The following is a 26311-nucleotide window of genomic DNA, read 5'->3' as shown; positions in this document are numbered from 1 at the left end:
AAACGCGGTCAGGGCACCGGATACTCGGGCATCGAAAACCCGCTGTTCTTCAAAGAAAACACCCGCATGTTCTACGGCGACGCAAAGGCAAGCCTCGACAAACTACTGCCGATGATCGACTGAACGGAGCGGTTTGGTCCAAGTTACCTTGCGACCTGTAAAATCCCGCGCTTCTTTTGGAGCGGCAGATTGAGATTTGAAGCCGGTCTGTTCTGAACTTTGTCGGCGCACGCCCGGTCGCGGTGGGAGGCTTGGTTGAAGAAGCGGTCAGGCAAACAGGTGCCCGCGCGCGCGACCGGCGATTCGGCTCATCCCGCGCTGGCAACGGCACCGGGGACCTATGTGCGGGTTAAGGCAAGCGGTAGATTCCAAAGTCTTCCGCGGAATAATTCTGCAGCGCAGCAATAAAAATCTTGCAATGCCGCATTGCAGCATCCATATTGTCCTCAAGCTGATGAAAACCGGGGTGGGCTCGGTTCGGCAAAAGGATTTTAGACATGGCAAAGACGCAAGACTTCACCGCGACCCTGAAAGACGTTATGAGCGCGTTCCCTGTTGACACTACCGCTCTGGAAGGTGCTTTCAAATCGACCGCGACGCTGAACGAAAAGCTGTCGGGTGTTGCACTGGAAGCGGCTGAAAAGTCGGCTGAGATCTCGAACAAATGGACCAAGGACACCCTGGCCAAGCTGACCGAGATGTCGAAAGCCAAGGCAGAGCCTGCAGACTACGCCAAAGCGGCCACCGACTTCGCCAGCGCATCGGCTGAAGTTGCAGCTGAAAACATGGCAGCCTTCGCAGAGATCGCGAAAAAAGTTCAGTCCGAAACCGTTGAGATGCTTATGGCAGCTGGCAAAGACGTAGCCGAAGACACAACCGCGGCTGTCAAAAAAGCCACCAACGACGTGACCGCAGCTGCCAAGAAAGCAACTGCTGCCAAGTAAGCAAACGCCGCGAGGCGCACCCACTCCTCCCAATCGGTGCTATCGCGCAGGGCAGGTCGAAAGACCTGCCCTTTCTTTGTTGGTGGAGCGCCTTTTTGGTGCGCGTCTTGACCACACTGCGCCCTTGGTTGCGAAACGCCGTCCGGTGCAGTAAGCCACCTATTCAGTGTACACCGAGACCCATCCATGACCGCATCGTCAAACCCTGTTTTACAGCGCCAGCCGGCTTCAACAGGCCTTGTCACCAAGGCCGCGAGGCTGTCGGTTGCACCCATGATGGATTGGACAGACCGGCATTGCCGATTTGTGCACCGACTGTTCAGCCAGCAGACACTTCTATACACGGAAATGGTAACCGCCCCGGCGTTGGTGCGAGGTGGCGCATTGCATTTGTTGGACTTCAGTTCGCAGGAACACCCCGTCGCGCTGCAATTGGGCGGTTCTGACTCAGAGGAGCTGTCGCAGGCGGCCCAGCTGGGCGCGCAAGCCGGGTATGATGAGATCAACCTGAACTGCGGCTGTCCTTCGGATCGGGTGCAATCGGGTACATTCGGGGCCGTCCTGATGAAAGATCCCGCTCGTGTTGCTGATTGCGTTGCCGCGATGCGCGACGCTGTTGATGTCGAGGTGACGGTCAAATGCCGTATTGGGGTCGATGATCAGGATCCGGAACAGGTCTTGCCTGAATTCCTGCAGGCCATTCAGGCGGCCGGATGCCGACGCGTTACAATCCACGCACGCAAAGCATGGCTGCAAGGGCTTAGCCCAAAGGAAAACAGGGATATCCCGCCTTTGGACTACGATCTTGTGCATCGGATGAAAGAAGCGTTCCCGGACCTGCACGTTTCGATCAATGGCGGAATCACGTCTCTGGAACAAGCAAAGACGCAACTGAACGCCGGGCTGGACGGTGTCATGATTGGCCGAGCGGCCTATCACCAACCCACGGATATTCTGGCCCAGGCGGATGCCATGATCTTCGGCAGCGGGCAGGTAGCTGATCCGATTGATGTCGTTCACAAAATGGTGCCCTATGTCGAAAACCACCTTGCCGAGGGCGGCCGCCTGCACCAGATCACGCGTCATATGCTGGGCCTGTTTGCCGGACGTCCCGGTGCGCGTGCGTGGAGGCGGGCTTTGTCCGAGGGTGCGGTTCACGATGGGGCAGGCCCCGAGGTGATGCTGCAGGCGCTGGACAGCATCGCGCCTTTGGCAGAGGTTTGACAGCTACAGGATACGGCCAGTTGGCCGGTTTGGGGGGATGATGCCCGAGACGATGTTACTGGCCCAGATGCTGGGCCTTTTGCTTGTAATCGGGGCGCTGGCCGGTGTTTTGGCCGGATTGCTGGGTGTCGGCGGCGGCATCGTTTTGGTGCCAGCGTTTTTCTATGCGTTCCAAACACTTGGATATGGTGGCCCGCAATTGATGCAGTTGTGTCTTGCGACCTCACTGGCAACCATCATCGTCACCTCATTGCGATCCGTCTTGGCGCACAACAAGAAAGGCGCGGTAGACTGGGATATTTTGCGCGGTTGGGGGCCGGGAATTGCAGTTGGTGCAATTGTCGGCGTGCTGGTCGCCTCGGCGCTACGAACCGAAGCCTTGCAAGCCTTGTTCGGAGTGTTGGGCATGGTCATCGGCGCTTATCTGGGCTTGGGCAAATCGGAATGGCGGCTTGGTGATGTGATGCCAAAAGGCGTGAAGCGGGCCGTTTTGTCACCTTCAGTCGGGTTCCTTTCAGTTCTGATGGGCATTGGCGGCGGTAGCTTTGGCGTGCCGCTGATGAGTCTGTTCAACACGCCCATCCACAGGGCGGTTGCAACGGCGGCCGGGTTTGGCGTGATCATCGCCGTGCCTTCAGTTCTGGGCTTTCTATTCTTGGACATAGCGCCTGAACACCGCCCGCCGTTCACAATTGGCGCTGTCAATTTGATAGCATTTGCAATTGTCGTGACCATGACCATGATCACCGCGCCGTGGGGTGTGAAACTGGCGCATGCGATGGACCCCAAACCATTGAAGCGCGTGTTCGCGGTGTTTCTGACGCTGGTCGCCTTGAACATGCTTCGCAAGGCGTTGGGGCTATGACCGATTTTTGGGACAAGGGCTGGATCAGGTTTCCACACGATCCGACACTTGCCCAATGGGTTGAACACGCTTTGCCGCAAGCCCGCGCCTCGGTCACAGATCCAACCTTTGCGGAATGGCTGGATTGCGAAGGCACGTGGTTCATCGGCGTGGATGCGCTGGATAACGATCCAGAGGGCAGGGTGGGGCAATCAAACCTTTTGTCAGGTCAGGCGATGGGATTTATCGCCGAACATTACGGGCGGTTGCCACTGCACAAGGGGCAGGTCTCGGTCGTTTATCCCGGTTATCCCCGCCCACGTCGTGGCGAAAACGATGCCGCCAGCAGATACCGGCGGAACCGTGACGCGGCGCATGTAGACGGTTTGCGTCCCATGGGGCCGGATCGCCGACGACGGGTGGATGAGCCACACGCATGGATCCTTGGCATTCCGTTAACGGATGCAAGCGCGGATGCCGCGCCGATGGTTCTGTGGGAAGGCAGCCACAAGATTCTGGGGGCAGCCTTTCAGCGTGCCATGGAAGGCCAGCCCAAGGACAGTCTGCACCAGATCGACATCACCGATGTCTATCAGACCGCCCGTCGTGAGGTGTTTGAAACCTGCCCCCGTATCGAACTGCCTGCAAAACCGGGTGAGGCCTATCTGCTGCATCGCCACTGTCTGCACGGCGTCGCGCCTTGGGCCGAGGGGGCGACCGCCGGGCCGGATGGACGGATGATCGCCTATTTTCGTCCGGAATGCGCGGGGGGAGTAGCCGAGTGGATCGAATCCCCGTAACCTGTTGCCATTATTCAGGTTTGGAGGTTTTCGATGATTACGGTTCATACGCATTCTGAAGGGGCCCAGATTGAGGTCGAGCTGTCCGGCGAAGTGACAAGCAAAGATTACAGCGAGACATTGGTTCCGGCGATCGAAGCGGCGTTAGAGGCTCATGATGCGGTGCGTCTGTTGGCGATCGTGCAGCCAGAGTTCAAAGGTTATGATCTTGGGGCCGCGTGGTCCGATACCAAGCTGGGTCTCAGCCACTGGCGCGGGTTTGACCGTATTGCGGTTGCGGCTGATCAGGGCTGGGTGCAGACCAGCATCCGTCTGGCCGCGCCGATCCTGCCATGCCCCGTTCAGGTGTTTGAACTTTCGGAACTTGAGGCCGCGCACCGTTGGATGCGCGAGTCGCTGGGGGCCATTCATGTGACTGATCTGGGTGGACCCTGCGTGCAAATCAGCCTGATGGGCAAATTGGATCCCGAAGAGTACCAGCAGGCTGAGCGTGATCTGGATACCTTGCTGAGTTCAAAGAACGGGTTCCGTCTGTTGATCGACCTGCGCGAGTTTGACGGCTGGCAGGGGCTGACCGCACTGGCCGCGCATTTCCGCTTGGCCCGAGGGCATGTGGGAATGCTGGATCGCGCCGCCATCGTCGGGGACAAAACGTGGCAGCATATGGCGCAGCGTGTCGCCAGTCACGTTCTGGGTGCCCGCACGCAGTTCTTTCCTTCTGAGGATTTCGAAAACGCAAAATCCTGGCTTGCAGCCGGGTAAGGCGGCGGCCGGCAGAGCGAAAGATTTCGCCTGGCTTTACCATTACGTAAGGTTAAATTTTCGGCTGTTTATTTTTTCTTGATCAGTCGGTCAAAAAAAGATTAAACGTGTTTTAGTCTTCCGTATGACCACTTCGGAAGAACTTAAATGCTGAAGAGCGCCGCTGTGGGTTGCCACTCACTTACGCATGTCGTCGAACTTGATCCCCCCTCGGAGTTCAGACTGACCCGCAGCGGCGCGAATTCAGCCAAAAAGCCAGAAGTGGATATCAGGATTTGTTCATTCGCGCAGCCCGCCCACCGCGCCGTTTGGCAAGTCGGGGTTTGCGTGCAGGCAGATCTTCCATGATTTCGGCACGCTCAATGCTGTCCATTTTCGACCAGCGCGTGATCTCATCAATTGTGCGATAACAACCGGTACAGATGCGCTCGGTCGGGTGCACGACGCATATCTGGATGCAAGGGCTCTCGACCTCGTTCCTTTTCCAGACCATGTTTGTCATCGGTACACCCCGTTGCCCTTAAAGAAAGCGCAGCCTGTCCAGCGCTCCTTGTAGAATATAGCCTGCCGCAACGTGATCGATAACCTGTCCGCGACGTTTTCGTGACGTATCCGCCTCAAGAAGTGCTTTTTCCGCCGCGACTGTGCTTAGCCGTTCGTCCCAGAAGCTGATTGAAACCTCGGTCAGACGTGACAGATTTCGGGCAAAAGCGCGGGTCGATTGGCACCGGGGGCCTTCGGTGCCGTCCATGTTTTTGGGCAGGCCGAGTACGACACCACCAATCTCTCGGTCCGCGATGATGTCCAGCAATCGGGCCGAATCCAGGGTGAATTTCTTGCGTCGCACGGTCTCAAGCGGGCTGGCCACGCCGCGCATCCGGTCGGACACGGCCACGCCGATGGTCTTTTCGCCCAGATCCAACCCCATCAGGGCAGTCATAGGGGACAATGCGGCGGCGAAGTCTTCGAATTCGTCATATATCATTGCGCGATACCTGCCTGAAGTGCGGCAGCGTCGATGATCTCCAGCGCGTCGGCGTTTCCGGCAAAGACCGCCATGGCTTCGTTCCTGATGTCGATGGCGCGCTGTCCTTCGCCCAGAACGCCCAGTGCCGCGATCAGACGGGCCCAATCCTCGGGCGCTCCTCCTTCGGTGGCCAACCGGTCGGAGAGCTGATTAACCATGCCTCGGATCATCTCTTGTCGTTCTTCCGGGGTCAGCGCAGCGGCGGCCTCGACGTCATCCTGGCTTGGGCCGGGTCCTGCGGGGGCCGAAACCTCGGGCGCGTTGAACACCCCTGCGCGAAAGGCCAGCTCATCCAGTTGGGCCAGAATTGCGTCGACCCATGGCGCGCCGGCCGGTGCGTTGCGCAATGCGTCGGTCCAGATGCGATACCCGATGTCGGGGCGCCCGACCTGCACCATCATCTGGCCAAGGTAATACAGCGCCGGGCCATGTCGCGGATCGCGTTTTAACGCTTCGCGCAATGCAGCTTCGGCTTCGGGGGATACATATCCCCCCGCCGACAAGATCATCATTTCGGCCAGATGCGAATAAGCGTCTGCAGGGACAGCGTCGCCAGACAATTCGATCACGCGCTGCTGGGCCTTGTAAGCGGCCGAAAAGTTGCCTGCGTTCGCCTCGTGTTGCGCCAAAAGAACATGGCCTTGCAGGTCATCGGGACGCGCTTCAACGGTTTCACGCAACTGCTCCAAAAGCGCTGCATAACTCTCTTCAAGCTTGGGCAAGGGCGCAGGTGTTGTGGTGGCCTCGAATTCAGCCTGGCTGGGGCGTTCCGCGCGCAAGGTTTCCGCCTGCGCAATACGCAGCGACAGGGGTTGATCCGGCAGCCCCGCCGCACCCATCCGGTCGTACATCCAGGCCGCACCGCCGACCAGGATAAGACCCACGGCTGCGATCGTGGTGACCGAGGCCCAAAGTGGCGGTCCCGGTCGGGTGGACTGTGCCTGTATCTGTGCGTCTGCGGCCAGAATACGGCGTGAAATCTCGGTGCGTACACGCTCGGCATCTGCTTCCCCGATGACACCTCGGGCCAGATCCTTGTCCACGCCCGCCAATTGTTCTCGATAAACACGCAGGTCATAGGCCGCTGCGGGTTCGCGTGTGTCACGCGAGCGCAGGATAGAATAGCCTAGGAACACTGCAGTCACGGCAGCTGTTAGGATGATCAGGACCCAGAACGACATGGCTTCTCCGAAGTGGCTGCCCTGACTTAGACCTCTCGGCGGGCCGACAAAAGGGACAAATGGCCGCTGGCCGACTTCGTGTCGCAATAATGGGGCCTATGTCGCAATAGTGCGATATTACGGCGTTGAACGGCAGGGGCGCGCTGGCGTTACGCGGCATATCTTCGCGCAATCACCGAACCGGATGGATTCGCCTATGAAACACTATTCAGCCTTTGCTGTAGCGCGCGAAGCGCTGCGCTATCACACCGGATGGGAACGCGCCTGGCTTTCGCCCGAACCCAAGAAGAAATACGACGTGATCATTGTCGGTGCGGGCGGTCATGGTCTGGCCACAGCTTATTATCTGGGTAAGAACTACGGCATCCAGAATGTCGCCGTGATCGAAAAAGGCTGGCTGGGCGGTGGTAACACTGGTCGGAACACGACTATCATCCGCTCGAACTACCTGCAGGACGCTTCGGCAGCGATCTACGAAAAAGCGCGCAGCCTGTACGAGGATCTAAGCCAGGAACTGAACTATAACATCATGTTCAGCCCCCGTGGCGTTATGATGCTGGCCCAGACACAACACGAGATTCGCGGATACCAGCGCACGGCGCATGCCAACGCATTGCAAGGTGTTCAGACCGAATGGATCACCCCCGAACGCGTCAAAGAGCTGGTGCCGATCATAAATATCGACGGCCCGCGCTATCCGGTTCTGGGCGCATTGTGGCAGGAACGCGGGGGCACCGCTCGTCACGACGCCGTGGCTTGGGGATATGCGCGCGCCTGTTCCGCAATGGGCATGGACATCATCCAGCAATGTGAGGTCAAAGGCGTCAGGTCTGAGAATGGCCGCGTTGTTGGCGTCGATACTACCAAAGGTTCGATTGACTGCGACAAGCTGGGTATGGTGGTTGCGGGCCATTCCGGTCAGCTGGCCGAGATGGCGGGATTCCGTTTGCCGCTTGAGGCGATTGCCCTGCAGGCGTTGGTGTCCGAGCCGATCAAGCCCTGCATGGACGTGGTGGTGATGGCCAACACCGTGCATGGTTACATGTCACAGTCCGACAAGGGTGAGATGGTGATTGGCGGCGGCACTGATGCCTTCAACAACTACACCCAGCGCGGCAGCTTCCATCATATCGAGGAAACCGTTCGGGCACTGGTCGAAACTTTCCCGATGATCTCGCGCCTGAAGATGCTGCGCCAGTGGGGCGGGATTGTGGACATGACCGGTGACCGGTCTCCGATCCTGTCGAAAACGCCACTGGGCGGCTGCTTTATCAACTGTGGCTGGGGCACGGGTGGCTTCAAGTCGATCCCTGGATCGGGATGGGGCATGGCACAGCTGATGGCCACGGGTCATTCACCGCTGACCGAAGCCTTTACGCTGGATCGCTTCAAAGAGGGCCGCTTCATCGACGAAAGCGTCGCGGCCGGGGTGGCACACTGATGTGTGGACTAATGTTTATCCCTGCATATTCCCCTGCACACAATAGTTGCGTTGCGATACCGTCAGATCGCGCTTGTGGTTTCGTTCGTTTGGCGCAAGGAGCACGGCTGTGAACCAGAACGACCTACCGACTTCCGTGCCGGGGCGACCCCGTAAATCAAAACTTGCCATGCGGGACTTCCTGCTTGCCTGTTTGGATGCTCGGGCCGAGCACGTGCACGTTGTCCAGGTCGGGGCAAATGACGGTAAGCTGGAAGACCCGCTTTTTCGCTATTGGTCAAAAGACACTTGGTCAGGTGTGCTCATTGAACCGCATCCGGTTTACTTCAAGGAACTTGAGGGCTTGCATGGCAAAAATCCAAACGTTGTCTTGGTGAATGCTGCGGTTTCTGAGACACCGGGCACGATGGCATTGTATCATATGGATGAACGCCTGAAAAGCAGCTGCCCGGGATGGTTGCGTGGATGTGCCTCCGTCGAAAAAGGTCGAATGGAAAGCGCGGTGCAACGTGCCAATCGTAAACAGGGATTAGCCATTCCGGAAAGCGCGGTTGTCAGCACAGAAGTGCGTACCAGACGTTTGGATGACATTCTGACTGAGCATAGAACTCGCAAAGCTGATGTACTTGTGGTGGACGTTGAGGGACACGAAGTCACTGTCCTAAACAGCGTCGACTTTTCCAGCCTCGAAACCAAGGTTGCCTTGATCGAATGCAATGTTGGCAATCGTGAAGCCAAGGGATCGATCGTTTCCACATTGAATGCTGCTGGAATGATTGCGTATCAGATTGCGGATGACATTGTCGGAGTGCGCCCGAACGCCATCACTATCCCCATCGAAGCCATGTTCCACTTTGAAAACATGGTTCCATTGGCTGTCGAAGAACAGCCCGTACCTACTCAATGAAAATAGGTGTGATGAACAAATGCTGATCCTGAATTGCCCCTACTGTGGCGTTGACGCCGAAGAATCTGAACTGTCCGCCGGAGGTGAGGCGCATCTGAAACGCTTCGGTCCCGGCTCGTCGGATGGCGAATTCCACGACTACCTGTTCATGCGTGAAAACCCCAAGGGCGTTCATTTCGAACGCTGGCGCCACAGCAACGGCTGCGGCAAGTGGTTCCACGCCGCACGCTGCACGCAAACGCTCGAAGTATTCGGAACCTATTCCGCCCAGACCACCGAGCCGCCGAAAGAACTCAAGGACGCAATCACTGCAAAGCGCCCTGGCTGGACGTGGAGAGAGTACGAATGATCCGCGCCGCCATCCCTAATTCCGCCTGCGAAAGGTACGCAACATGAGCACCCGCCTCGCAAAACAAGGCCGGCTGATTGACCGGTCGAAACAGGTCACATTCACCTTCAACGGCACTTCGTTGCAGGGGTACGAAGGCGACACGCTGGCCTCGGCCTTGCTGGCCAATGATCAGATGATGATGGGCCGGTCGTTCAAATACCACCGCCCGCGCGGTGTTGTGGCCAGCGGCGCGGAAGAGCCGAACGCTCTGGTCGGCCTGGGGCAGGGCAACCGGTTCGAGCCGAACCAGCGCGCCACAACGACCGAGCTGTTCAACGGTCTGACCTCAATTTCACAGAACCACTGGCCGAACCTGGAATTCGACATCGGTGCGGTGAACACTGCACTGGCGCGGTTCCTGCCGGCGGGCTTCTACTACAAGACGTTCATCCACCCCAAGCCGTTCTGGAAGCATGTCTACGAGCCGATAATCCGGCGGTCGGCTGGTCTGGGTAAAGCACCCGATAAGGACAACCGCGACGCAGATACCTATGAGCACTTCTACGCTTTCACCGACGTTCTGGTGATCGGTGGCGGTGTCGCCGGGTTGCAGGCGGCCATGGCGGCGGCCGAGACCGGCGCCAAGGTTCTGCTGATCGAGCAAACCGCGCATTGGGGTGGGCGTGCTCCGGTCGATGGCGGGACCATCAATGATGAGCCTGTGGATAAGTTCGTGGAACAATTGGTTTCCAAACTGGAAACAATGGACAACGTAATCATGCGCAACCGCTGCATGGGCGCGGGCGTCTACGACCATGGTTATGTGCTGGGGTATGAGCGTCTGAACGACCATAAACCGGGCACACAAGGTCCACGCCATCGCCTGTGGCGTATCCGGGCCAAGCAGGTCGTCACTGCGACAGGCGCAATCGAACGCCCGTTGTCTTTTGCAGGCAATGATGTTCCGGGTGTCATGCTGGCCGCGGCCATGCGCGACTATGTGGTGAATTGGGGCGTCACCCCGGGCGAACGTGTAATCGTCGCGACCAACAATGACGACGCTTATCGCACGGCGATCATCCTCAAACAGGCAGGTGTCGATGTTCTGCGTGTTATTGATGCGCGCACTGCGGCCGGACCGCTGGCCGAAGAGGCGCGACAGCTTGGCATCCGGGTCGACCCCGGCAAAGCCATTGCCAAAGTCAAAGGCGGCAAGCGCGTCAAAAAGGTTGAGATATGCAATCAGGAAGGCATCGGTGGCGCTCGCGAAGAAGTTGAGTGCGACGCAGTTGCCATGTCGGGCGGCTGGTCTCCGGTAGTTCACATGTGGTCGCATTGCGGCGGCAAGCTGATCTGGGACGACGCAAACGCACATTTCCGCCCCGATCCCGCGCGTCCTCCGCTGGGCGCGAATGGCGAAGGGTTTGTTGTGGCCGCAGGTGCCTCAAATGGCCCACTGGCGCTGGGTGATGTTCTGACTGACGCACATGCCGCAGGCAAAGCGGCTGCCAAGGCGGCTGGCTTCAAGCCGAAAAACACCAAGGCTCCGACTGGTGAGACCACGCAAGAGGCTGCTATGGAAGCGGTCTGGTTGATGCCCGCCAACGCCGATGTGCAACTGCGCATGAAATCGTGGCTGGACTTCCAGAACGACGTCAAGGTCTCGGACGTGCAACTGGCCGCGCGCGAAGGCTACGAAAGCGTTGAACATACCAAGCGTTACACCACACTGGGCATGGCGACCGATCAGGGTAAACTGAGCAACATCAACGGTCTGGCGATCCTTGCTGATGCATTGGAATCGGAAATCCCGAAGGTTGGCACCACCACCTTCCGCCCGCCGTATACCCCAATCTCGATGGGTGCGATTGGCGGCGAAGCGCGGGGTGAGGTGTTCCAGCCGATCCGCCAAACACCGATGCATGACTGGCACGACAAGAACGGCGCCGATTGGGAACCGGTCGGTCACTGGCGCCGGACCTATGCCTATGTGCGACTCGGTGAATCCGTGCACGATGCAGTGAACCGCGAGGTCAAGAACACCCGCGAAAACCTTGGTCTTCTGGACGCGTCGACACTGGGTAAACTGATCGTCAAAGGCCCCGACGCCGGCAAGTTCCTCGACATGATGTACACCAACATGATGTCCACGCTGAAGGTCGGCAAATGCCGCTATGGCCTGATGTGTTCGGAAAACGGCTTCTTGATCGACGACGGTGTTGTGGCCCGCATCGACGAGGATACCTGGCTGTGCCACACAACCACCGGCGGAGCGGAGCGCATCCATGCCCATATGGAGGAATGGCTGCAGACCGAGTGGTGGGACTGGAAAGTCTACGTCGCCAACGTGACCGAGCAATACGCGCAGGTCGCGGTTGTTGGCCCTAACGCCCGCAAGGTGTTGGAGAAATTGGGCGGTATGGATGTTTCGAAAGAAGCGCTGCCCTTCATGGAATGGCGTGATGGCAAGATCGGTGAGTTTGACTGCCGCGCTTACCGCATCTCGTTCTCTGGCGAGTTGTCTTATGAGATCGCGGTTCCCGCATCGCAGGGTCAGGCGTTCTGGGATGCCCTGATGGAGGCGGGCAAAGAATTCGGTGTGATGCCTTACGGCACGGAATGTCTGCACATCCTGCGGGCCGAGAAGGGTTTTATCATGATCGGGGACGAGACCGACGGCACCGTGATCCCGCAGGATCTGGGGCTGCACTGGGCGCTTTCGAAAAAGAAAGAGGACTACCTCGGAAAACGTGCCCATTCGCGCAGCCACATGGCCGATCCGGATCGCTGGAAACTGGTTGGTCTTGAGACTGTGGATGGTTCGGTCATGCCTGACGGAGCTTACGCAGTCGGCGAGGGCGTCAACGCCAACGGTCAGCGCAATATGATCGGGCGAGTGACCTCGACCTATTACTCGGCCAATCTGGGCAAGGGCATCGCAATGGGTCTGATTAAGCATGGTCCCGACCGCATGGGCGAGATCGTCGAGTTCCCGGGTACCGATGGCAAAACCTACAAAGCTAAGATCGTGGACCCGATCTTCTTCGATCAGGACGGGGAGAAGCAGAATGTCTGAACCCATCAGCGCACTGAACCACGCAAGGTATGATGGCATCGCCAAGGTCCGGGAATGTGGCCTGCAGGGTATGATTGCCTTGCGCGGCGACCTGTCCGACAAAGTGTTGGCCAAGGCCGTCAAGGACGCAACGGGTCAGAAAATGCCCGGTCAGCGCGAAGCCTTGGTCGACGGTGAGTCCGGCGTCTGCTGGATGTCCACCGATGAATTACTGGTGCTTGTTCCCTACGCCGAGGTTGAGGTCAAACTGACGGCCATGACCAACGCGCTAAGCGGTACACACGCGTTGGCCGTCAACGTCTCGGACGCCCGCGCCGTGTTCAGTATCTCGGCCAGCAATGCGCGTGAGGTGCTGGGCAAGCTTGCCCCGGTCGAGTTGTCGGCGGAGGCATTTCAACCTGGTCAGATCCGCCGCTCGCGCCTGGCGCAGGTGGCGGGGGCGTTCTGGATGGATGACGCTGAAACTTTTCGCGTTGTCTGTTTCCGGTCTGCCGCAGACTACGTGTTCAAGCTGCTTAAAGTAGCGGCGCAGCCCGGCAGCGAGGTTGGGGTTTACTGAACCGAAGTGAACTGAAAAGCCCCGGCCACACCGGGGCTTTTTATACCTGGTGAATACGCTGCAAACTCCATATCCATATGGTTTGTTGGCAGCGCTTGTATGCGCAAAACTGGCGCGATCCAGCCATGGCCGTCCGACTTCGTGATTTCACATCTGTATTCGACAGTATCAGCCAGAACTGATTGTGCAGAAAAGATCGTCTCAGAAATCCCCGTAGGCGATGCTGTCATTTTGCTTTCTCAAAAACTCTTCCGTGGGTGCTATTCAATTATCACTCGCCAGATTGGTAAGTGAGGAAACAACTACTTAGACAGGACTAGCAGCCGCATTACTAGTTAGAAAAAAGTACCGTACGGTACCGTGTCATTTCCGTTGGGCTGAGGGCTTTCTGAACATCCAGCGGGCGTCCGGTTTCGTCAGTAACTTCAGAATAAAAGGAGAGACTGCTCAGCAGGTCTGAGGTCCGCTGATGTCTGTCCTCTTCGGGCAAAAGCGGTGAGTGGAGTGAGAGGTACAGTGTAGGTCGCGTCTGTTTCAACCAGGGCAGGATCGTTGGCAGCACAAAAAACTCAGCCCCCTCAATATCCATCTTGACCAGAGATACGCCCGAAAGGTCATTCGCGGCCTCGAACTGGTCCCATGCGATCGTCAAGGCGTTGTTGCCATGTGTTCCGTCATGCAAAAGTGAGCTTGTGGAATCCCCCGGCTCGCCGCGCACCGACGCCATGCGGGCCACTCCGAACTGGTCCGACAACGCCACGCCAAAGGCCGAGACATTGCGGATGTCGTTCAGGTCGAGGTTCCAGGCCAGATGCCGAAAAGCCGTTGGGTCCGGTTCGAAACACCAAACGTGCCGCGCCTTGCGGGCACTGTACAGGACCGTGGGACCAATCCACGCGCCGATGTCCAGATAATCCCGATCTGCCGAAAGGTATTTGTCGAGCACGGCGAAGGTTTCAGGCTCCCACTTGCCATCGGATGCCTTGCGCCAAAATTTCGAATGATAAGGGTCCAGACGAAACGGCTCGCCATTCAGCTGGCCCGCATAGTATCCGCGGGCGCGGTAAAACATCTTGCGCGCCTGTGTAAGCATCGCCTGCCTCCGGGTTTTCTTGTCTCGGCTCTTGACCTGCGGCGGCTGCCAAAGCATTTAACCTTGGGAACCGCAACTTACATTTTTAACAGGGGGCCGATATGGCTTTTGAACTTCCTGATCTTCCTTATGCACATGACGCGCTGGCAGCCAAGGGTATGTCCGCGGAAACACTGGAATATCACCACGACCTGCACCACAAGGCCTATGTCGACAACGGCAACAAGCTGATCGCTGGTACCGAATGGGACGGCAAGTCGCTGGAAGAGATCATCGTTGGCACCTACGACGCAAACGCCGTCGCGCAAAACGGCATCTTCAACAACATCAGCCAGCTGTGGAACCACAACCAGTTTTGGGAAATGATGGGCCCCGGCGGCAACGCAATGCCCGGTGACCTTGAAAAAGCCCTGACCGAGAGCTTTGGCTCGGTTGATGAGTTCAAGTCGCAGTTCAGCGCGGCCGGTGCCGGTCAGTTCGGTTCGGGCTGGGCGTGGCTGGTTAAAAACGCAGACGGCTCGCTGGCCGTGACCAAGACCGAAAACGGCGTGAACCCGCTGTGCTTTGGTCAAACCGCTCTGCTGGGTTGCGACGTGTGGGAGCACAGCTACTACATCGATTTCCGCAACAAGCGTCCGGCCTACCTGTCGAACTTCCTCGACAATCTGGTGAACTGGGAAAACGTCGCATCGCGGATGTGATTTCCGACCTGACGCGGGTTTGAAAACGTGGCCTGTTGGCGGTGACGCTGACAGGCCCTTTCTTGTTTTAATAGCGTTTCCAAACACACCGCGAATTTGTTTCAGGCGGCATTCGGTCTTCCTTGTGCCCCTGCTTCCAAAAACGGGCAGGCCGCCACCTCAAAGCCGTCAGTTTCAATGGCTGAACCGGATGGTATTTCAAGCCATTCACTTTCTTCGGCGTCCAGTGGTTCTGAAGAGATAATGACGCCGTTACGCCCCTTTCGGTAATAGAGGCTTGGGGCAAATCGATCCGAGGCATAGCGCGCAGCGAACAGTTTCTCTCCGTTGGACCAGCACGCGGCGAACCTCATGAACGGGATCGCGCCATTCTTTCTGGACAGATCTTCCACTTGCAACACGGCGCGACCCATCGCACCGATTGGATCGGTGTCCAACCCCTCGCCATGTGCAATGAGGAATATTGCTTCGCTTTCGGTGGCTCCAAAACGATGGGTGTAGTGGCTGGCGGGGATCATTCCGTCAAGCTGTTGACGGATCTGTTCGTGACCTCCCGCTTGGCCATTGTGCATGAAACACCAGCGATCCATCCCAAAGGGGTGGCAGTTGTTACGAGACGTCGCCGTACCTGTCGATGCGCGTACATGGGCCAGAAAGAGTCCGGATTGCGTGTGATGGGCAAGTTGCTTCAGATTTGCGTCTGACCAGGCCGGGCGGGGGTCTTTGTAGAAGCACGGCTCTGGCCGTTGGGAATACCATGCCAGCCCAAATCCATCTGCATTTATGGGCGTCTTGCCAATAAGTGCGTTCCGGCTTTGCTCGACCAGCGATTGTTCCTGGTTCAAAACCAGCTCTTCAAGGTATCTCGGACTACCTACCCAGGCTAAGAAACGGCACATATTAGCTCCCACGTTTGATCTTGGGCGAAGATATCCTTTTCCAAAAGTGCAAGCATCACAGGTATTTGCTAAAAAAATGGCGATCACCTATCAAATGATTTACTGGTATGACGTATCGCCGATCAATTTCACGGCAACTTATGCGCCGATCAATCACAAGCGCGATCTAATTCGGCTTTCACGTAAAACCTGACCACGCCAAGACGAGTTCTTTTTCTACGTTCCAGACCAAGAGGCCAAAAGCCGCCCGAACACACCGACGAATCTTTATGATGATTCCGTAGCGGTCTGATTTTTCGCCGGGTATTTGGCTATGATGGCTGCAGTCCAACTTGCCCGGCCAGCCGTCGATGCCACCGCAGGAGAAAACCTGCCTATACGTCAACTTTCGAATTGAGACCTATTGTACGCCGTCCCGCAATACCTAGCTAAAGCATGCGGAGGGAGAGAGCCGCAAACCACTAAGAAAACGATCAGACAACGCGCTGAATGGCTTTGGCGCGTCTCGGAAAGCTGTGTCTGACGCATGAGGGATGGCCCAAAAACGCCATTACAGGAGAACACAATGGTCGAACTTGCACAGGGAACATGGGTTGTCATCGCTGACGGGGAAAAGGCGCTGTTCATGGAAAATATCACCGACGCCGAAGATCCCAATCTGGTTGTCGTATCCGTCGAGGAAAGCGACGGACCAAGGGCCAAGCCCTCGGACCGGTCCGGTCGTCGTTTTGACACTGCGCCGCATCAGAAATCGGCCGTGGAAGAGAGCAAATGGAAAACCCACGCGAAGTCACTGTTCGTGCAGGATGTCGCCAACCTGTTGAACCGTAAGGGTTTGAAAGGGGCCTATAAACGATTGGTCCTGGTGGCCAGCCCGCATGTTCTGGGGTTGCTGCGTCGACGGTTGCACAGCGAAGTGCTGGGCAAAGTGGTCGCCGAGGTCGATAAAACTCTGACCAATCATCCGATGCATAAGGTCGAACAGGTGCTGCGACAGCGCCTTGCTCCGGCGACTTGAATTTGGCGATAGCAAACGGGCGGTTCTGGCCGCCCGTACATCTGTCAGCCTAAGTCAGAACTTTCCTGAGCGTTGACATTGCAGCCTTCGGGCCATCGACCCAAGTGATGAAATCCGACAGCGATGCGTCTGCAAAGCCTTGGCCGATGACCTGTTGCAACAACTCGTGCAGCGTATCCCAATACCCATCCACATTCATGACTAGAATGGGCTTGTCGTGCAGGCCCAACTGACGCCAAGTGAGCGCCTCGAACAACTCGTCCAGCGACCCGGGACCGCCTGGCAGGACAATGACCGCATCGGCGTTCATGATCATGACCTTTTTGCGTTCGTGCATCGTCTCGGTGACCACGAAACGGGTCAAATCCGTTTTACCGACTTCACGTTGCAAAAGATGCACGGGGATGACGCCGAACGTGTCACCACCGGCGGCTTGCGCGGCACGTGCAACCTCGCCCATCAGTCCGACATCTCCGGCACCGTAGACCAGTCGCCAGCCTTCTTCGGCCAAAAGGGTTCCAAAGTGCTGCGCCGCGTCGGAATAGGCCGGATTCGCGCCATTTCGTGACCCGCAATACACACAGACAGATTTCTGAGACATGGGTTGGCTTCTCCGGGCTTGTATATGGTGTTTTGACCCGTGATAGCGGGATTGATAGATTGGCTCAACCGTTAGGCAGAATGTGTTTTACTCAAAGCACTTGCGCTGCGGAGCGAAAGGAAAAGAATGAACTCCAAGTCGGGAAGCGAAAGCTCCGGTACTTTCATCTGGGGGGTGATTGCCGGCATCGTTGCATTAGTCGGGGCGGGCGGGTTGTACCTGTCCGGCGTCTTCGGGACGGGTCCTCAGGAAGCTTCACCGCAACAAGACACCTCTGTCCAAACCACGGAAGAGGCCAGTTCGGTTTCCACCCCGTCCGAGGATCAGAGCACGGCAATTGAGGAACCGGAAACCGCTGATCCGTCTGATTCCGCAACGGCGACGGAAACGGCTGAGGCCGACCTGGGTGCCACACCACCGACTCTGGACCAGATCTTTGTTGAGCCGGACGGCAATACAGTTCTTTCCGGAAATGCAGAGCCAGGCACGGATGTTCGTGTCCTGCTGGATGGTGAGCAAGTGCACAGCTTTACCGTCGACAACACCGGTCAGTTTGCCGAGTTCCTTTCGATTCCATTTTCAAACAATGCACGCGGGCTTACGTTGGAAACTGCGGGCCAGGATCAACCCGTTCGTTCGGACGACTATTTGATTGCAGCCTTGCCTGAACCTGAACCTGAACCGACGACCGAGCAGATCGCCGCCGCCGAAACGGGTGACGCCGCGCCCTCCGGCGACGAAACAGCAGGAGCGCAAGACACATCCTCGTCAGAGCCAACAGATGAAACGACGACCGGGGATGTCGAAACGGCGGATGCGCCCGCAGAACCGTCTGCGGATCAACCCCAGGAGACGGCAAAAGAAACCGCTGAAGAAGGCGATGAAAATCAACAAGTTGCTATTCTGCGTTCCGGCGAGGACGGTGTTGAGCTGGTTCAGTCTCCAACTGCCGAACCCGACGCCTCGGACGAGGTGGCTTTGGACACGATCGGCTATTCCGACGTTGGCGACGTAGAGCTTACCGGCCGGGTCCCGGACGGGTCTGCGGTTCGACTGTATCTGGACAACCAGCTTGTCGATGATCTGTCACCGGTTGATGATGGTAAATGGCGCAGCGAACTCGAGGGAATTGATCCCGGCATCTATACCTTGCGCGTCGATGAAATCGCCTCGGACGGCACCGTGGTCAGCCGACTGGAAACACCGTTCAAGCGCGAACCGCTGGAAGTACTACGCGCGGTAGAGGCCAGTGATGAGCCCGAGGGCGAAACAGTTACGCCGCCAATCCGGGCGGTGACCGTGCAGGAAGGCGACACGCTTTGGGCTATTTCGCGCGACCGGTTCGGTGATGGTATCCTGTACGTGAAACTGTTTGAGGCCAACCGCGGCGCGATCCGCGATCCTGACCTGATTTACCCCGGTCAGATATTCACCATCCCGGAATGAACTATTGCTGCTGGCCCTTGGTGGGCCAGCGGTCTATCTCTGACCGCAGATCAGGTACGTGATGAGACGAGCAGCGCCAATGACCTCAGCCGATACGCCCACGTCCGACGAACGCCGCTCTGGTTGGCGCACGATCCGGAAGGTTGCGCCATATATGTGGCCCGAGAATGAGCCTTGGGTAAAACGACGCGTTGTTCTGGCCATGGGCATGCTGGTGCTGGCCAAGCTGATCGCCGTCTATACCCCTATCCTTTATAAGGGCGCTGTCGATGGGCTGGCGGGCGAGGGTGTTCCGCCACTGGCCTTGGGCGCTGTTGGCCTGACCGTGGCGTATGGCGTCGCACGCATGATGACAGTTGGTTTCCAGCAGTTACGCGATGCGGCCTTTGCCCCGGTAGGGCAGCGGGCCTTGCGCGCACTGGCGTTGGAGACCTTCCAGCACATCCACCAGTTGTCCATGCGTTACCACGTGACGCGCCGCACCGGGGGGCTGAGCCGGATCATCGAGCGTGGTGTGAAAGGCGTGGAATTCCTGCTGCGCTTTTTGCTGTTTTCCATCGGTCCGTTGATCCTGGAACTGCTGCTGGTTGCGATCATTCTGATGTGGCTGTTCGACGTCTGGTATCTGGTTGTCGTTGCCGTCACCATCGCGCTGTACATCTGGTTCACCTTTGCGGTGACCGAGTGGCGCGTAAAGCTGCGCCGCGAGATGAACGATCAGGATACTGAGGCCAACCAACGCGCCATCGACAGCCTGCTGAACTTCGAAACCGTCAAGTATTTCAACGCAGAACAGCGCGAAGCTGAACGGTACGATGTATCGATGAAGGCTTATGCCGGAGCGGCGCTAAAAACGGCCTATTCGCTGGCCTTCCTGAATTTCGGTCAGTCCCTTCTGATCACATGCGGACTGATCGGCGTGATGGTTCTGGCAGCACTCGGGGTGCAGCAGGGTATGTTAACCGTCGGCGATTTCGTCATGGTCAACGCCTACATGATCCAGATCACCGTGCCGCTGAACTTTCTGGGCACTGTTTACCGGGAAATCCGCCAGTCGCTTGTCGATATGGGGCAGATGTTCGACCTGCTTGAGCAACCGACCGAAGTACAGGACAAGCCCGACGCGCCAGATCTGGTGGTCAGTGGTGGTGAGGTGACATTGGACAGTGTTCACTTTGGCTACGATGCGGACCGCGAAATCCTCAAGGGTGTGTCGCTGACAGTCCCCGCGGGTCAGACGGTGGCAATCGTGGGGGCCACCGGGTCCGGCAAGTCGACAATCGGCCGTTTGCTGTTCCGGTTCTATGATGTCACCGGAGGCGCATTGAAGATCGACGGGCAGGATGTGCGCGACGTAACACAAGGAAGCCTGCACGCAGCCATCGGCGTGGTACCGCAGGACACTGTGCTGTTCAATGATACCATACGCTACAACATCGCTTATGGCCGGGACGGGGCCACTCAGGATGAGGTCGAAGCCGCAGCCAAAGCGGCACAGATCCACGACTTCATCGTGACGTTGCCCGAAGGTTATGACACCAAGGTAGGCGAACGGGGGCTGAAGCTGTCGGGTGGCGAGAAACAACGGGTGGGCATTGCGCGTACCCTTCTGAAGAACCCGCCGATCCTGCTGTTGGATGAGGCGACTTCGGCGCTCGACACAGATACCGAGCAGGACATCAAGGATGCCTTGGCGCGGGCGGGCGAGGGACGGACCGTGTTGACGATCGCGCACCGCCTTAGCACGATTGCCGAAGCGGACCGCATTGTCGTTCTGGAACGCGGTGAAATCCTTGAACAAGGCACCCATGACCAGCTTTTGAAGCGCGAGGGCCGTTACGCGCAGCTCTGGAGTCGCCAACAAGCGGACGCAGCCTGATCCGGTCACCTGTGTAATTCCAGAGACCAGGTAGAACAGCACTGCAGAAATGCGTTCATTCCTCCAAGTTTAATTTGACGTTCATTTTCCTTGGTGACAAATCACATAAAGTCACGGTGCCAGGTTCTTTGGCCGGACCTTAATCAAAGGAATATCTAATGAAAATGCGTGCAGCAGCAGCCTTGGCCGCAACTGTTCTTATGGCGACTTCGGCATTTGCCGAGGGTCTTGAATTTCTGGTTGTGAATGAGTCCAGCGCGGATCTGGTCGAGTTCAATGTCTCGCCTGCGTCTTCCGGTAGCTGGGAGGGGAACCTGCTGAGCGGTGGCTATGTCGCGCCCGATTATGAAATTGATGTTGTCATCGCGGATGGCCTGACCACATGTGTCTACGATATTCGGGGGGCGTTCGACGATGGTTCGTCGGCTGAAGACTTCGGGCTGAACCTGTGTGATCTTGGTGAATATGTATTCACCGACTAAGTCATAGAAAAGAAAAATGGCGAACCGTGGGGTTCGCCATTTATGTTACTCAGCCGCCTTGAGGGGTGATGTTGGTGGGTGATCGGGACGCTCGTCCTTGCCAGCATCCGGTGCGGGCGCAGTCGGCGTCTCATCCCCCCAGACAACCTCGGTGGCCTGTACCTGACGGGCAGCGTGACCAACCGCCATATCCTGGGCGATTTGGCTGGAACGACCTGCGGTGGCCCGTGCCACCGCCTTGGCCAGCCATACCGCATAGGTGGTGACCCACACCCGCAGGGCCAGGAACGATGGCGTCACGATCAGGGTCAGCACCGTTGCAATACCCAGGCCAAACACAACCGCCGTCGCCAGCTGTTTCCACCACAGCGCAGTTGGGCTGTCGATGGAATAGCCGCCATTGATGAAATCCAGCGACAATCCGAACATCATCGGTGTCAGACCGGCCATCGTGGTCAGGGTGGTCAGCAGAACCGGGCGGATACGCGCTTCAGCCGTGCGGATGATCGCCTCGATCCGGGGCATATATCGGCTATATTCCTGATATGTATCGATCAGAACAATGTTGTTGTTCACCACAATCCCTGCCAAGGCCACAATCCCTGTACCGGTCATGATGATCGAGAACGGTTGCTGCATGACCATCATCCCGATCAGAACGCCGGTGGTCGAAAGCACAACGGCCAGCAGAACCAGTACCGAGTTGTAGAACGAGTTGAACTGCGCCAGCAGGATCACAAACATCAGGCCTAAAGCAGCCAAGAAAGCGCTGGATAGGAAAGCCTGGCTTTCTGCCTGATCTTCCTGATCGCCTGTCCATTCCCAACTGACGGTGCTGCCGAAGGGATTGGTTTCAAGCCACTCGGTCAGCACTGCAATGCGTTCGTTGGGGTTGATCAGGCTAATCCGGGCGTTTCCAGATTCCAGATCGGCTCGCACCGCATCGACATCTTCCGCACCTGTCAACATGACAAGTTCGAAATTGCTGCCGGTCGGTCCAGTGAAGATCGCACCTGTGGGTTCTGTACCTTCCACGACGCCGCGCACAACGGCCAGCCGCTGTTCCGCGCCGTCCGCGTTATCTATCACAACTTTGCTCAGACCCGGCTCAACGTCGGCCTTCACATCGTAATAGCGCTGCTGGTTGATCCGGTTGATCTCGGCCAGTTTGGCCACTGGCTTGCGGGTGACAAAGTTCGACAAAGGCACCAGCCCATCCGGCGTACGCACCTTGAGCGTATCCAGTGTCGACAAAACCCGATCTTCGTCGGGCAGGCGAACGCGGATTTCGATTTCCTCGTCCACGCTGTCGGGGCGCATTTCGCCCAGCAGCAGCCCGCGCGTGACCAGTTGCACCATCGCGCCGACGGTTGCCACGTCCGCGCCAAAACGACCCGCTTTGGCAACGTCGACGTCGATTTGCCAGTCGATGCCGGGCAACGGCAGGGTGTCTTCGATCTTGATCAGGCCGGGTGTTTCATCGAACATCTTACGGGCCGCAGCAGTGGCTGAGTTCAGTTCTTCCCAGCCATCCGCCTTGATGCGCAGATGAACAGGCTTGGCCGAGGCCGGGCCTTGTTCCAGCGGTAGGATTTCCACGATGAAGCCTGGAATCTTCGCAAGTTCGGCGTTCAACTGATCCAGCACGAAGTCACCGTCATATTCCGGGGCAACCGTTTCACGGTCGATCAACCCGCCGAAGATCGGTTCGGACACGTTGGGCCGGTCTTCCCACGGGATGATTTCGAACTGGACGCGACCGACAGTGTCTGCCGGTGCTTGCGCACCTCCATTGTTTTGGTTCAGCCCGCCTTCTCCGGCAAAGGAAAACACGTTCACGACTGCGGGGTGTGCGCTTATTATTTCTTCGGCCGCCAGTACCATCTGGTCCTTTTCGACCAGTGATATGTTGCCACGTGCACGAACATAGGCCGTGGCTTGCTCGGGTTCGCTTTCGACGAAGAACTCTACACCCCGATTGTTGTTCCCAAATGCGGTCATGACTGACATCACGGCGAAGCCAATGACGACAATCGAAACAATCGGCATGATCGGGTTGCCGACCAGGAACTTAATGACATAGCCAAAGGGTGTGTGTTCGCGCGCTGTATGTACATGCTGATCTGGTGCGCGTTCTATTTTGGCGGCACTCAACGTAACAGAACCGGCAAATGCCCCAAAAATGAACAGGAAGGCACCAAGTAGAACTGCTCCGAATGCGCCTTCGGGCAACAGATAGGTCGGATTCAGCAGTTGCATCGCACCAAGGAAGATCAGGTACAGCGATGGCGGCACCATAACCGCACGAACCCACCACCGGGTGCGCGCGCGCAGCCAGTCGGAGGTGCGGTCAAAGACGCGGCTCAGGCGGCCCGAAACACCGCCCATGACAGGCAGATAGATCAGTGCAACGATCAACGAAGCGGACAGAACGAAGATCAGCGTGACAGGCAGCATGCCCATGAATTCGCCCGGGACACCCGGCCAAAACAGCATGGGCAGGAAAGCACATAGGGTTGTGGCTGTGGATGAAACGATAGGCCAGAACATACGCTGCGCAGCCTCGACATAGGCGTGCATCGGGCCAACGCCCTCTTTAATGCGCCGGTCAGCGTATTCCACGACAACAATGGCCCCGTCGACGAGCATACCCACTGCAAGGATCAGGCCGAACATCACGATGTTCGAGATGCTGATGCCCATGACTGCCAGGAACGCAAAACACAGCAGGAATGAGGTCGGGATCGCAAAACCCACCAGCAATGCGGCGCGTGTGCCCAAAGAGGCCAGAACAACGATCATCACCAGTGCGATGGCCGTCAGAACCGAGCCTTCCAACTGGCTGACCATCGAGCCGACGATGCGGCTTTGGTCGTTCGAGGTGCCCAGCTGGATTGCGGCCTGCATCTCGGGCGGCCATTTGGCCTGCGCAGCGGCAATGGTTTGTTTCACACCCTCGACTGTGTCGATCAGGTTGTAGCCCTTGCGCTTGACCACCTGCAGCGCGACGGTTTGCTCGCCGTTGAAACGGGCGGTGCCTTCGCGGTCTTCAAAGGTATAGTTGATCTGAGCCAATTCCCCCAGAGTGACGACCCGGTCGCCGTTCACTTTGACCGGCAGGCCATAAACATCCTGCGCAGTTTTGAAGGAAGAGGGGATCTTGACCGAGAATGTGCCCTGTGCGGTTTCGACCTCACCGGCTGCGATCAGCTGATTGTTGTTGCGCACAACATCTATAAGCTCGGCGGCGGTGACGTTGTATGCCTCAAGCCGAAGAGGGTCGATGATGACCTCAAGCAATTCGTCGCGGTTGCCCGCGATCCCGGCTTCGAGCACCGAATCCATCGCTTCAAGGTCGTCCTGCAAAGCCTTGGCGACCCGCGCCATAGTGCGCTCGGGGACTGCACCCGTCAGGTTGACGATAACGATGGGGAATTCTGAGAAATTGATCTCGGTCAGCGAGTATTGCTCAGCTCCGTCGGGGAATTCGGCTTGCGCGCTGTTCATCGCGTCGCGCACATCAGCCATGATCGCGGTTTTGTCCCAGCCGAAATCGAACTCCAGCGCCACGCCGGCATACCCTTCGGCGGCGGTCGAGGTCATCTCTTTCAGCCCATCAAGGTCCGCAAGTTCGGTCTCCATTGGTTTGACCAACAGGTTTTCCGAATCCTCGGCTGAGATGCCCGGAAACTGAACCGAGACAAACAGGGCAGGGATTTCAATGTCGGGCTCGCCTTCTTTCGGCAGGCTGACATAGGCAAAGCCGCCAATCACCAATGAGATGGCGATAAAGGCCAGAACCATTCTGGCCCGGCCAGCGGCCCAACTGACGATTCCGGTCATTTCGAAGCTTCCCGATATGTGGGTTCAACTGTGACGCCGCGGGTCACAAACTCTTGCCCGATGACGATGATGTCCACAGTTTCCGGCAGGCCACCGACCCAAACGCCTTCGGCAGTATCACGCAGAAGAACGACGGGCTGGAAATCGACCACGTTGCTCTGGCCAATAGTGCGGACACCGAGTTGACCGTTATTGCTCAGGGTCAGTGCCGATTGCGGCAGGAAATGCGCCTTGGCCCCGGCGGCCGAAATGCGGATGTCGGCGGTTTGGCCGTCCCGAATGGCCAGTTCCGGGTTCGGAACAGTGATTTCGACTTCGAATGTGCGGGTTGTTTCGTCGGCCGAGCGGCTCAGGAATGTCACACGACCAGAAACCTGCAGGCCAGTGACTAACTGTGCTGTGGCTTCGGTTCCGACAATGATGCGGTTCACCTCGGTTTCCGGCACAAAACCCACCAGCTTGATCGGATCCAGTTGGATAACGGTCGCGCATAGCGCGCCGGGCTGCATCAAGCTGCCCAATTCGGCGGTATCGCTTTCCAACAACCCTTTGAAGGGCGCTGTGATCGTCTGGCGATCGATTTCGCGTTCCGCGGCTTTGACCTCGGCGGTTGCGGCTTCGATCCCGGCGCGGGTGGCCTCAAGACCGGCTTCGGCGGTCTTGATACCGGCCTCGGCGGTTCTCATCGCCGCCTCGCTTGAGATTCTGCGTGTTTCAGATCCAAATCCGGAGTCAGACAGTTTATTCGCAGCCGTCAGGTTGATCTCGGCCTCGGCGACACGCGCATGTGCTTCTTCCAGGCGGGCTTCGGCTTCTGGAATGCGGCTTTGGGCTTCTAACTTGGCAGCCTTCGCTTCGGCCAAACTGGCGGGGCGGGTGCCCGGGTCAAGCTCGCAAAGAAGATCGCCGGCTTCGACGAACGTGCCTTTGCGCTTGGGCTCTGAGATGACGGTCGATGTGGTTTCGGCCAGAACTTCGACCTGACGATTGGCCTTGGTCTGGCCCCGCAACAACACGGCGCTGTCAATTTCACGTGCAGTTGACCTAACGGCAACGACGCCAATTGTCGCCTGATCCACGTCCGCGACTTCGCCAGATTCGCTGGCAACCTCAGGGCTGGCCTCGGCTTCCGCGCGCCCGGCGAAAGAGAACAGGCTGTCCCGTTCGAAAACCAAAAAAAACAAAACAACAATAACCAAAGCGGCGTTTACTAATGAAATCAATCGCATGCAGGACAACTCCCAGAATTCTGC

Annotated in this window: 25 protein-coding genes; 16 read left to right on the top strand and 9 right to left on the bottom strand. The window is 57.7% G+C overall.

What is annotated here, in order from left to right; all coding sequences use genetic code 11:
- The 6 genes from DK510_RS06920 to DK510_RS06890 all read left to right on the top strand — a co-directional run.
- Positions 1-123 (top strand): NAD(P)(+) transhydrogenase (Re/Si-specific) subunit beta (locus DK510_RS06920; RefSeq protein ID WP_160116413.1); only part of this gene is annotated, 123 nt, incomplete at its 5' end.
- Positions 124-497: 374 nt separating this feature from the next.
- Positions 498-944 (top strand): phasin family protein, encoded by a 447-nt coding sequence (locus DK510_RS06910; RefSeq protein ID WP_109311463.1) that lies wholly within the window; start codon positions 498-500, stop codon positions 942-944.
- Positions 945-1130: 186 nt separating this feature from the next.
- Positions 1131-2168 (top strand): tRNA dihydrouridine(20/20a) synthase DusA, encoded by a 1038-nt coding sequence (gene dusA / locus DK510_RS06905; RefSeq protein ID WP_109311462.1) that lies wholly within the window; start codon positions 1131-1133, stop codon positions 2166-2168.
- Positions 2169-2208: 40 nt separating this feature from the next.
- Positions 2209-3033, top strand: coding sequence for a sulfite exporter TauE/SafE family protein (locus tag DK510_RS06900; RefSeq protein WP_109311481.1), 825 nt, complete (start codon positions 2209-2211; stop codon positions 3031-3033).
- Entirely contained in the window at positions 3030-3812 is a 783-nt protein-coding gene (locus DK510_RS06895) for a hypothetical protein (RefSeq protein ID WP_109311461.1), read from the top strand. The genes DK510_RS06900 and DK510_RS06895 overlap by 4 nt, the downstream gene beginning before the upstream one ends.
- Before the next feature lie 33 nt (positions 3813-3845).
- Entirely contained in the window at positions 3846-4574 is a 729-nt protein-coding gene (locus DK510_RS06890) for an STAS/SEC14 domain-containing protein (RefSeq protein WP_109311460.1), read from the top strand.
- 268 nt (positions 4575-4842) lie between these two features.
- On the opposite strand, the gene DK510_RS06885 is transcribed toward DK510_RS06890, so the two are convergent.
- Genes DK510_RS06885 through ccmI form a run of 3 tightly spaced genes read right to left on the bottom strand, consistent with a single transcriptional unit; the run spans position 4843 to position 6782 of the window.
- On the bottom strand, positions 4843-5076 hold the full coding sequence (locus DK510_RS06885; protein WP_109311459.1) for a DUF1289 domain-containing protein: 234 nt from the start codon (positions 5074-5076) through the stop codon (positions 4843-4845).
- An 18-nt stretch (positions 5077-5094) separates the two neighbouring features.
- Positions 5095-5559, bottom strand: coding sequence for a Holliday junction resolvase RuvX (ruvX, locus tag DK510_RS06880; RefSeq protein WP_058278324.1), 465 nt, complete (start codon positions 5557-5559; stop codon positions 5095-5097).
- Positions 5556-6782, bottom strand: coding sequence for a c-type cytochrome biogenesis protein CcmI (gene ccmI / locus DK510_RS06875; RefSeq protein ID WP_109311458.1), 1227 nt, complete (start codon positions 6780-6782; stop codon positions 5556-5558). The genes ruvX and ccmI overlap by 4 nt, the downstream gene beginning before the upstream one ends.
- Before the next feature lie 196 nt (positions 6783-6978).
- On the opposite strand from ccmI, the gene DK510_RS06870 reads away from it, so the two are divergent.
- From DK510_RS06870 to DK510_RS06850, 5 genes are all read left to right on the top strand, one after another.
- The gene (locus DK510_RS06870; RefSeq protein ID WP_109311480.1) at positions 6979-8223 is read left to right on the top strand and encodes a sarcosine oxidase subunit beta family protein; all 1245 of its coding nucleotides are present in this window, start codon (positions 6979-6981) and stop codon (positions 8221-8223) included.
- Between the two features lie 109 nt (positions 8224-8332).
- Positions 8333-9130: an FkbM family methyltransferase gene (locus DK510_RS06865; RefSeq protein WP_160116475.1), complete on the top strand. Its 798-nt coding sequence runs from the start codon at positions 8333-8335 to the stop codon at positions 9128-9130.
- Positions 9131-9149: 19 nt separating this feature from the next.
- The gene (locus DK510_RS06860) at positions 9150-9479 is read left to right on the top strand and encodes a sarcosine oxidase subunit delta (protein WP_109311456.1); all 330 of its coding nucleotides are present in this window, start codon (positions 9150-9152) and stop codon (positions 9477-9479) included.
- A 43-nt stretch (positions 9480-9522) separates the two neighbouring features.
- Entirely contained in the window at positions 9523-12537 is a 3015-nt protein-coding gene (locus DK510_RS06855; protein ID WP_109311455.1) for a sarcosine oxidase subunit alpha family protein, read from the top strand.
- Positions 12530-13096: a sarcosine oxidase subunit gamma gene (locus DK510_RS06850; RefSeq protein ID WP_109311454.1), complete on the top strand. Its 567-nt coding sequence runs from the start codon at positions 12530-12532 to the stop codon at positions 13094-13096. Before DK510_RS06855 ends, DK510_RS06850 begins: the two co-directional genes overlap by 8 nt.
- On the opposite strand, the gene DK510_RS06845 is transcribed toward DK510_RS06850, so the two are convergent.
- Positions 13090-13326, bottom strand: a complete 237-nt coding sequence (locus DK510_RS06845) for a hypothetical protein (RefSeq protein ID WP_109311453.1) — start codon at positions 13324-13326, stop codon at positions 13090-13092. The two genes, DK510_RS06850 and DK510_RS06845, sit on opposite strands and share 7 nt — an antisense overlap.
- A gap of 101 nt (positions 13327-13427) precedes the next feature.
- Positions 13428-14189 (bottom strand): FkbM family methyltransferase, encoded by a 762-nt coding sequence (locus DK510_RS06840; RefSeq protein WP_109311452.1) that lies wholly within the window; start codon positions 14187-14189, stop codon positions 13428-13430.
- A 101-nt stretch (positions 14190-14290) separates the two neighbouring features.
- On the opposite strand from DK510_RS06840, the gene DK510_RS06835 reads away from it, so the two are divergent.
- Positions 14291-14890 carry a superoxide dismutase gene (locus tag DK510_RS06835; protein ID WP_109311451.1) on the top strand — a complete coding sequence of 200 codons (600 nt, stop codon included), beginning with the start codon at positions 14291-14293 and terminating at the stop codon, positions 14888-14890.
- A 101-nt stretch (positions 14891-14991) separates the two neighbouring features.
- Here DK510_RS06835 and DK510_RS06830 read toward each other — a convergent pair whose 3' ends face one another.
- Positions 14992-15789 carry a class II glutamine amidotransferase gene (locus tag DK510_RS06830; protein WP_109311450.1) on the bottom strand — a complete coding sequence of 266 codons (798 nt, stop codon included), beginning with the start codon at positions 15787-15789 and terminating at the stop codon, positions 14992-14994.
- 565 nt (positions 15790-16354) lie between these two features.
- On the opposite strand from DK510_RS06830, the gene DK510_RS06825 reads away from it, so the two are divergent.
- On the top strand, positions 16355-16807 hold the full coding sequence (locus tag DK510_RS06825; RefSeq protein ID WP_109311449.1) for a host attachment protein: 453 nt from the start codon (positions 16355-16357) through the stop codon (positions 16805-16807).
- Between the two features lie 49 nt (positions 16808-16856).
- On the opposite strand, the gene DK510_RS06820 is transcribed toward DK510_RS06825, so the two are convergent.
- A complete protein-coding gene (locus DK510_RS06820) occupies positions 16857-17408 on the bottom strand; it encodes a TIGR00730 family Rossman fold protein (RefSeq protein WP_109311448.1) in 552 nt (183 codons plus the stop codon).
- Positions 17409-17534: 126 nt separating this feature from the next.
- Here DK510_RS06820 and DK510_RS06815 point away from each other — a divergent pair, with 126 nt between their 5' ends.
- The 3 genes from DK510_RS06815 (at position 17535) to DK510_RS06805 (ending at position 21215) form a co-directional block, all read left to right on the top strand.
- Positions 17535-18854 carry a LysM peptidoglycan-binding domain-containing protein gene (locus DK510_RS06815; RefSeq protein ID WP_109311447.1) on the top strand — a complete coding sequence of 440 codons (1320 nt, stop codon included), beginning with the start codon at positions 17535-17537 and terminating at the stop codon, positions 18852-18854.
- 79 nt (positions 18855-18933) lie between these two features.
- A complete protein-coding gene (locus DK510_RS06810) occupies positions 18934-20733 on the top strand; it encodes an ABC transporter ATP-binding protein/permease (protein WP_109311446.1) in 1800 nt (599 codons plus the stop codon).
- 158 nt (positions 20734-20891) lie between these two features.
- Positions 20892-21215 (top strand): hypothetical protein, encoded by a 324-nt coding sequence (locus DK510_RS06805; RefSeq protein ID WP_109311445.1) that lies wholly within the window; start codon positions 20892-20894, stop codon positions 21213-21215.
- 45 nt (positions 21216-21260) lie between these two features.
- Here DK510_RS06805 and DK510_RS06800 read toward each other — a convergent pair whose 3' ends face one another.
- Both DK510_RS06800 and DK510_RS06795 read right to left on the bottom strand, forming a co-directional pair.
- Positions 21261-25058: an efflux RND transporter permease subunit gene (locus DK510_RS06800; protein WP_109311444.1), complete on the bottom strand. Its 3798-nt coding sequence runs from the start codon at positions 25056-25058 to the stop codon at positions 21261-21263.
- Positions 25055-26287, bottom strand: a complete 1233-nt coding sequence (locus DK510_RS06795; protein WP_109311443.1) for an efflux RND transporter periplasmic adaptor subunit — start codon at positions 26285-26287, stop codon at positions 25055-25057. The genes DK510_RS06800 and DK510_RS06795 overlap by 4 nt, the downstream gene beginning before the upstream one ends.
- Between the last annotated feature and the right edge of the window lie 24 nt (positions 26288-26311).

The sequence above is a fragment of the Ruegeria sp. AU67 genome, assembly GCF_900312795.1.
Classification (GTDB): domain Bacteria; phylum Pseudomonadota; class Alphaproteobacteria; order Rhodobacterales; family Rhodobacteraceae; genus Ruegeria; species Ruegeria atlantica.
The sequence above is the reverse complement of the archived record's forward strand: the minus strand, read 5'-3'. Positions and strand labels throughout refer to the sequence as shown.

Excerpts from the sequence above, each read along its gene's own strand:
- ccmI (WP_109311458.1), bottom strand. The coding sequence starts at position 6,782 with ATGTCGTTCTGGGTCCTGATCATCCTAACAGCTGCCGTGACTGCAGTG.
- DK510_RS06870 (WP_109311480.1), top strand. The coding sequence starts at position 6,979 with ATGAAACACTATTCAGCCTTTGCTGTAGCGCGCGAAGCGCTGCGCTAT.
- DK510_RS06910 (WP_109311463.1), top strand. The coding sequence starts at position 498 with ATGGCAAAGACGCAAGACTTCACCGCGACCCTGAAAGACGTTATGAGC.
- DK510_RS06800 (WP_109311444.1), bottom strand. The coding sequence starts at position 25,058 with ATGACCGGAATCGTCAGTTGGGCCGCTGGCCGGGCCAGAATGGTTCTG.
- DK510_RS06900 (WP_109311481.1), top strand. The coding sequence starts at position 2,209 with ATGCCCGAGACGATGTTACTGGCCCAGATGCTGGGCCTTTTGCTTGTA.
- DK510_RS06795 (WP_109311443.1), bottom strand. The coding sequence starts at position 26,287 with ATGCGATTGATTTCATTAGTAAACGCCGCTTTGGTTATTGTTGTTTTG.
- DK510_RS06840 (WP_109311452.1), bottom strand. The coding sequence starts at position 14,189 with ATGCTTACACAGGCGCGCAAGATGTTTTACCGCGCCCGCGGATACTAT.
- ruvX (WP_058278324.1), bottom strand. The coding sequence starts at position 5,559 with ATGATATATGACGAATTCGAAGACTTCGCCGCCGCATTGTCCCCTATG.
- DK510_RS06835 (WP_109311451.1), top strand. The coding sequence starts at position 14,291 with ATGGCTTTTGAACTTCCTGATCTTCCTTATGCACATGACGCGCTGGCA.
- dusA (WP_109311462.1), top strand. The coding sequence starts at position 1,131 with ATGACCGCATCGTCAAACCCTGTTTTACAGCGCCAGCCGGCTTCAACA.
- DK510_RS06805 (WP_109311445.1), top strand. The coding sequence starts at position 20,892 with ATGAAAATGCGTGCAGCAGCAGCCTTGGCCGCAACTGTTCTTATGGCG.
- DK510_RS06850 (WP_109311454.1), top strand. The coding sequence starts at position 12,530 with ATGTCTGAACCCATCAGCGCACTGAACCACGCAAGGTATGATGGCATC.
- DK510_RS06825 (WP_109311449.1), top strand. The coding sequence starts at position 16,355 with ATGGTCGAACTTGCACAGGGAACATGGGTTGTCATCGCTGACGGGGAA.
- DK510_RS06860 (WP_109311456.1), top strand. The coding sequence starts at position 9,150 with ATGCTGATCCTGAATTGCCCCTACTGTGGCGTTGACGCCGAAGAATCT.
- DK510_RS06890 (WP_109311460.1), top strand. The coding sequence starts at position 3,846 with ATGATTACGGTTCATACGCATTCTGAAGGGGCCCAGATTGAGGTCGAG.
- DK510_RS06815 (WP_109311447.1), top strand. The coding sequence starts at position 17,535 with ATGAACTCCAAGTCGGGAAGCGAAAGCTCCGGTACTTTCATCTGGGGG.
- DK510_RS06845 (WP_109311453.1), bottom strand. The coding sequence starts at position 13,326 with ATGACAGCATCGCCTACGGGGATTTCTGAGACGATCTTTTCTGCACAA.
- DK510_RS06885 (WP_109311459.1), bottom strand. The coding sequence starts at position 5,076 with ATGACAAACATGGTCTGGAAAAGGAACGAGGTCGAGAGCCCTTGCATC.
- DK510_RS06810 (WP_109311446.1), top strand. The coding sequence starts at position 18,934 with ATGACCTCAGCCGATACGCCCACGTCCGACGAACGCCGCTCTGGTTGG.
- DK510_RS06855 (WP_109311455.1), top strand. The coding sequence starts at position 9,523 with ATGAGCACCCGCCTCGCAAAACAAGGCCGGCTGATTGACCGGTCGAAA.
- DK510_RS06895 (WP_109311461.1), top strand. The coding sequence starts at position 3,030 with ATGACCGATTTTTGGGACAAGGGCTGGATCAGGTTTCCACACGATCCG.
- DK510_RS06820 (WP_109311448.1), bottom strand. The coding sequence starts at position 17,408 with ATGTCTCAGAAATCTGTCTGTGTGTATTGCGGGTCACGAAATGGCGCG.
- DK510_RS06830 (WP_109311450.1), bottom strand. The coding sequence starts at position 15,789 with ATGTGCCGTTTCTTAGCCTGGGTAGGTAGTCCGAGATACCTTGAAGAG.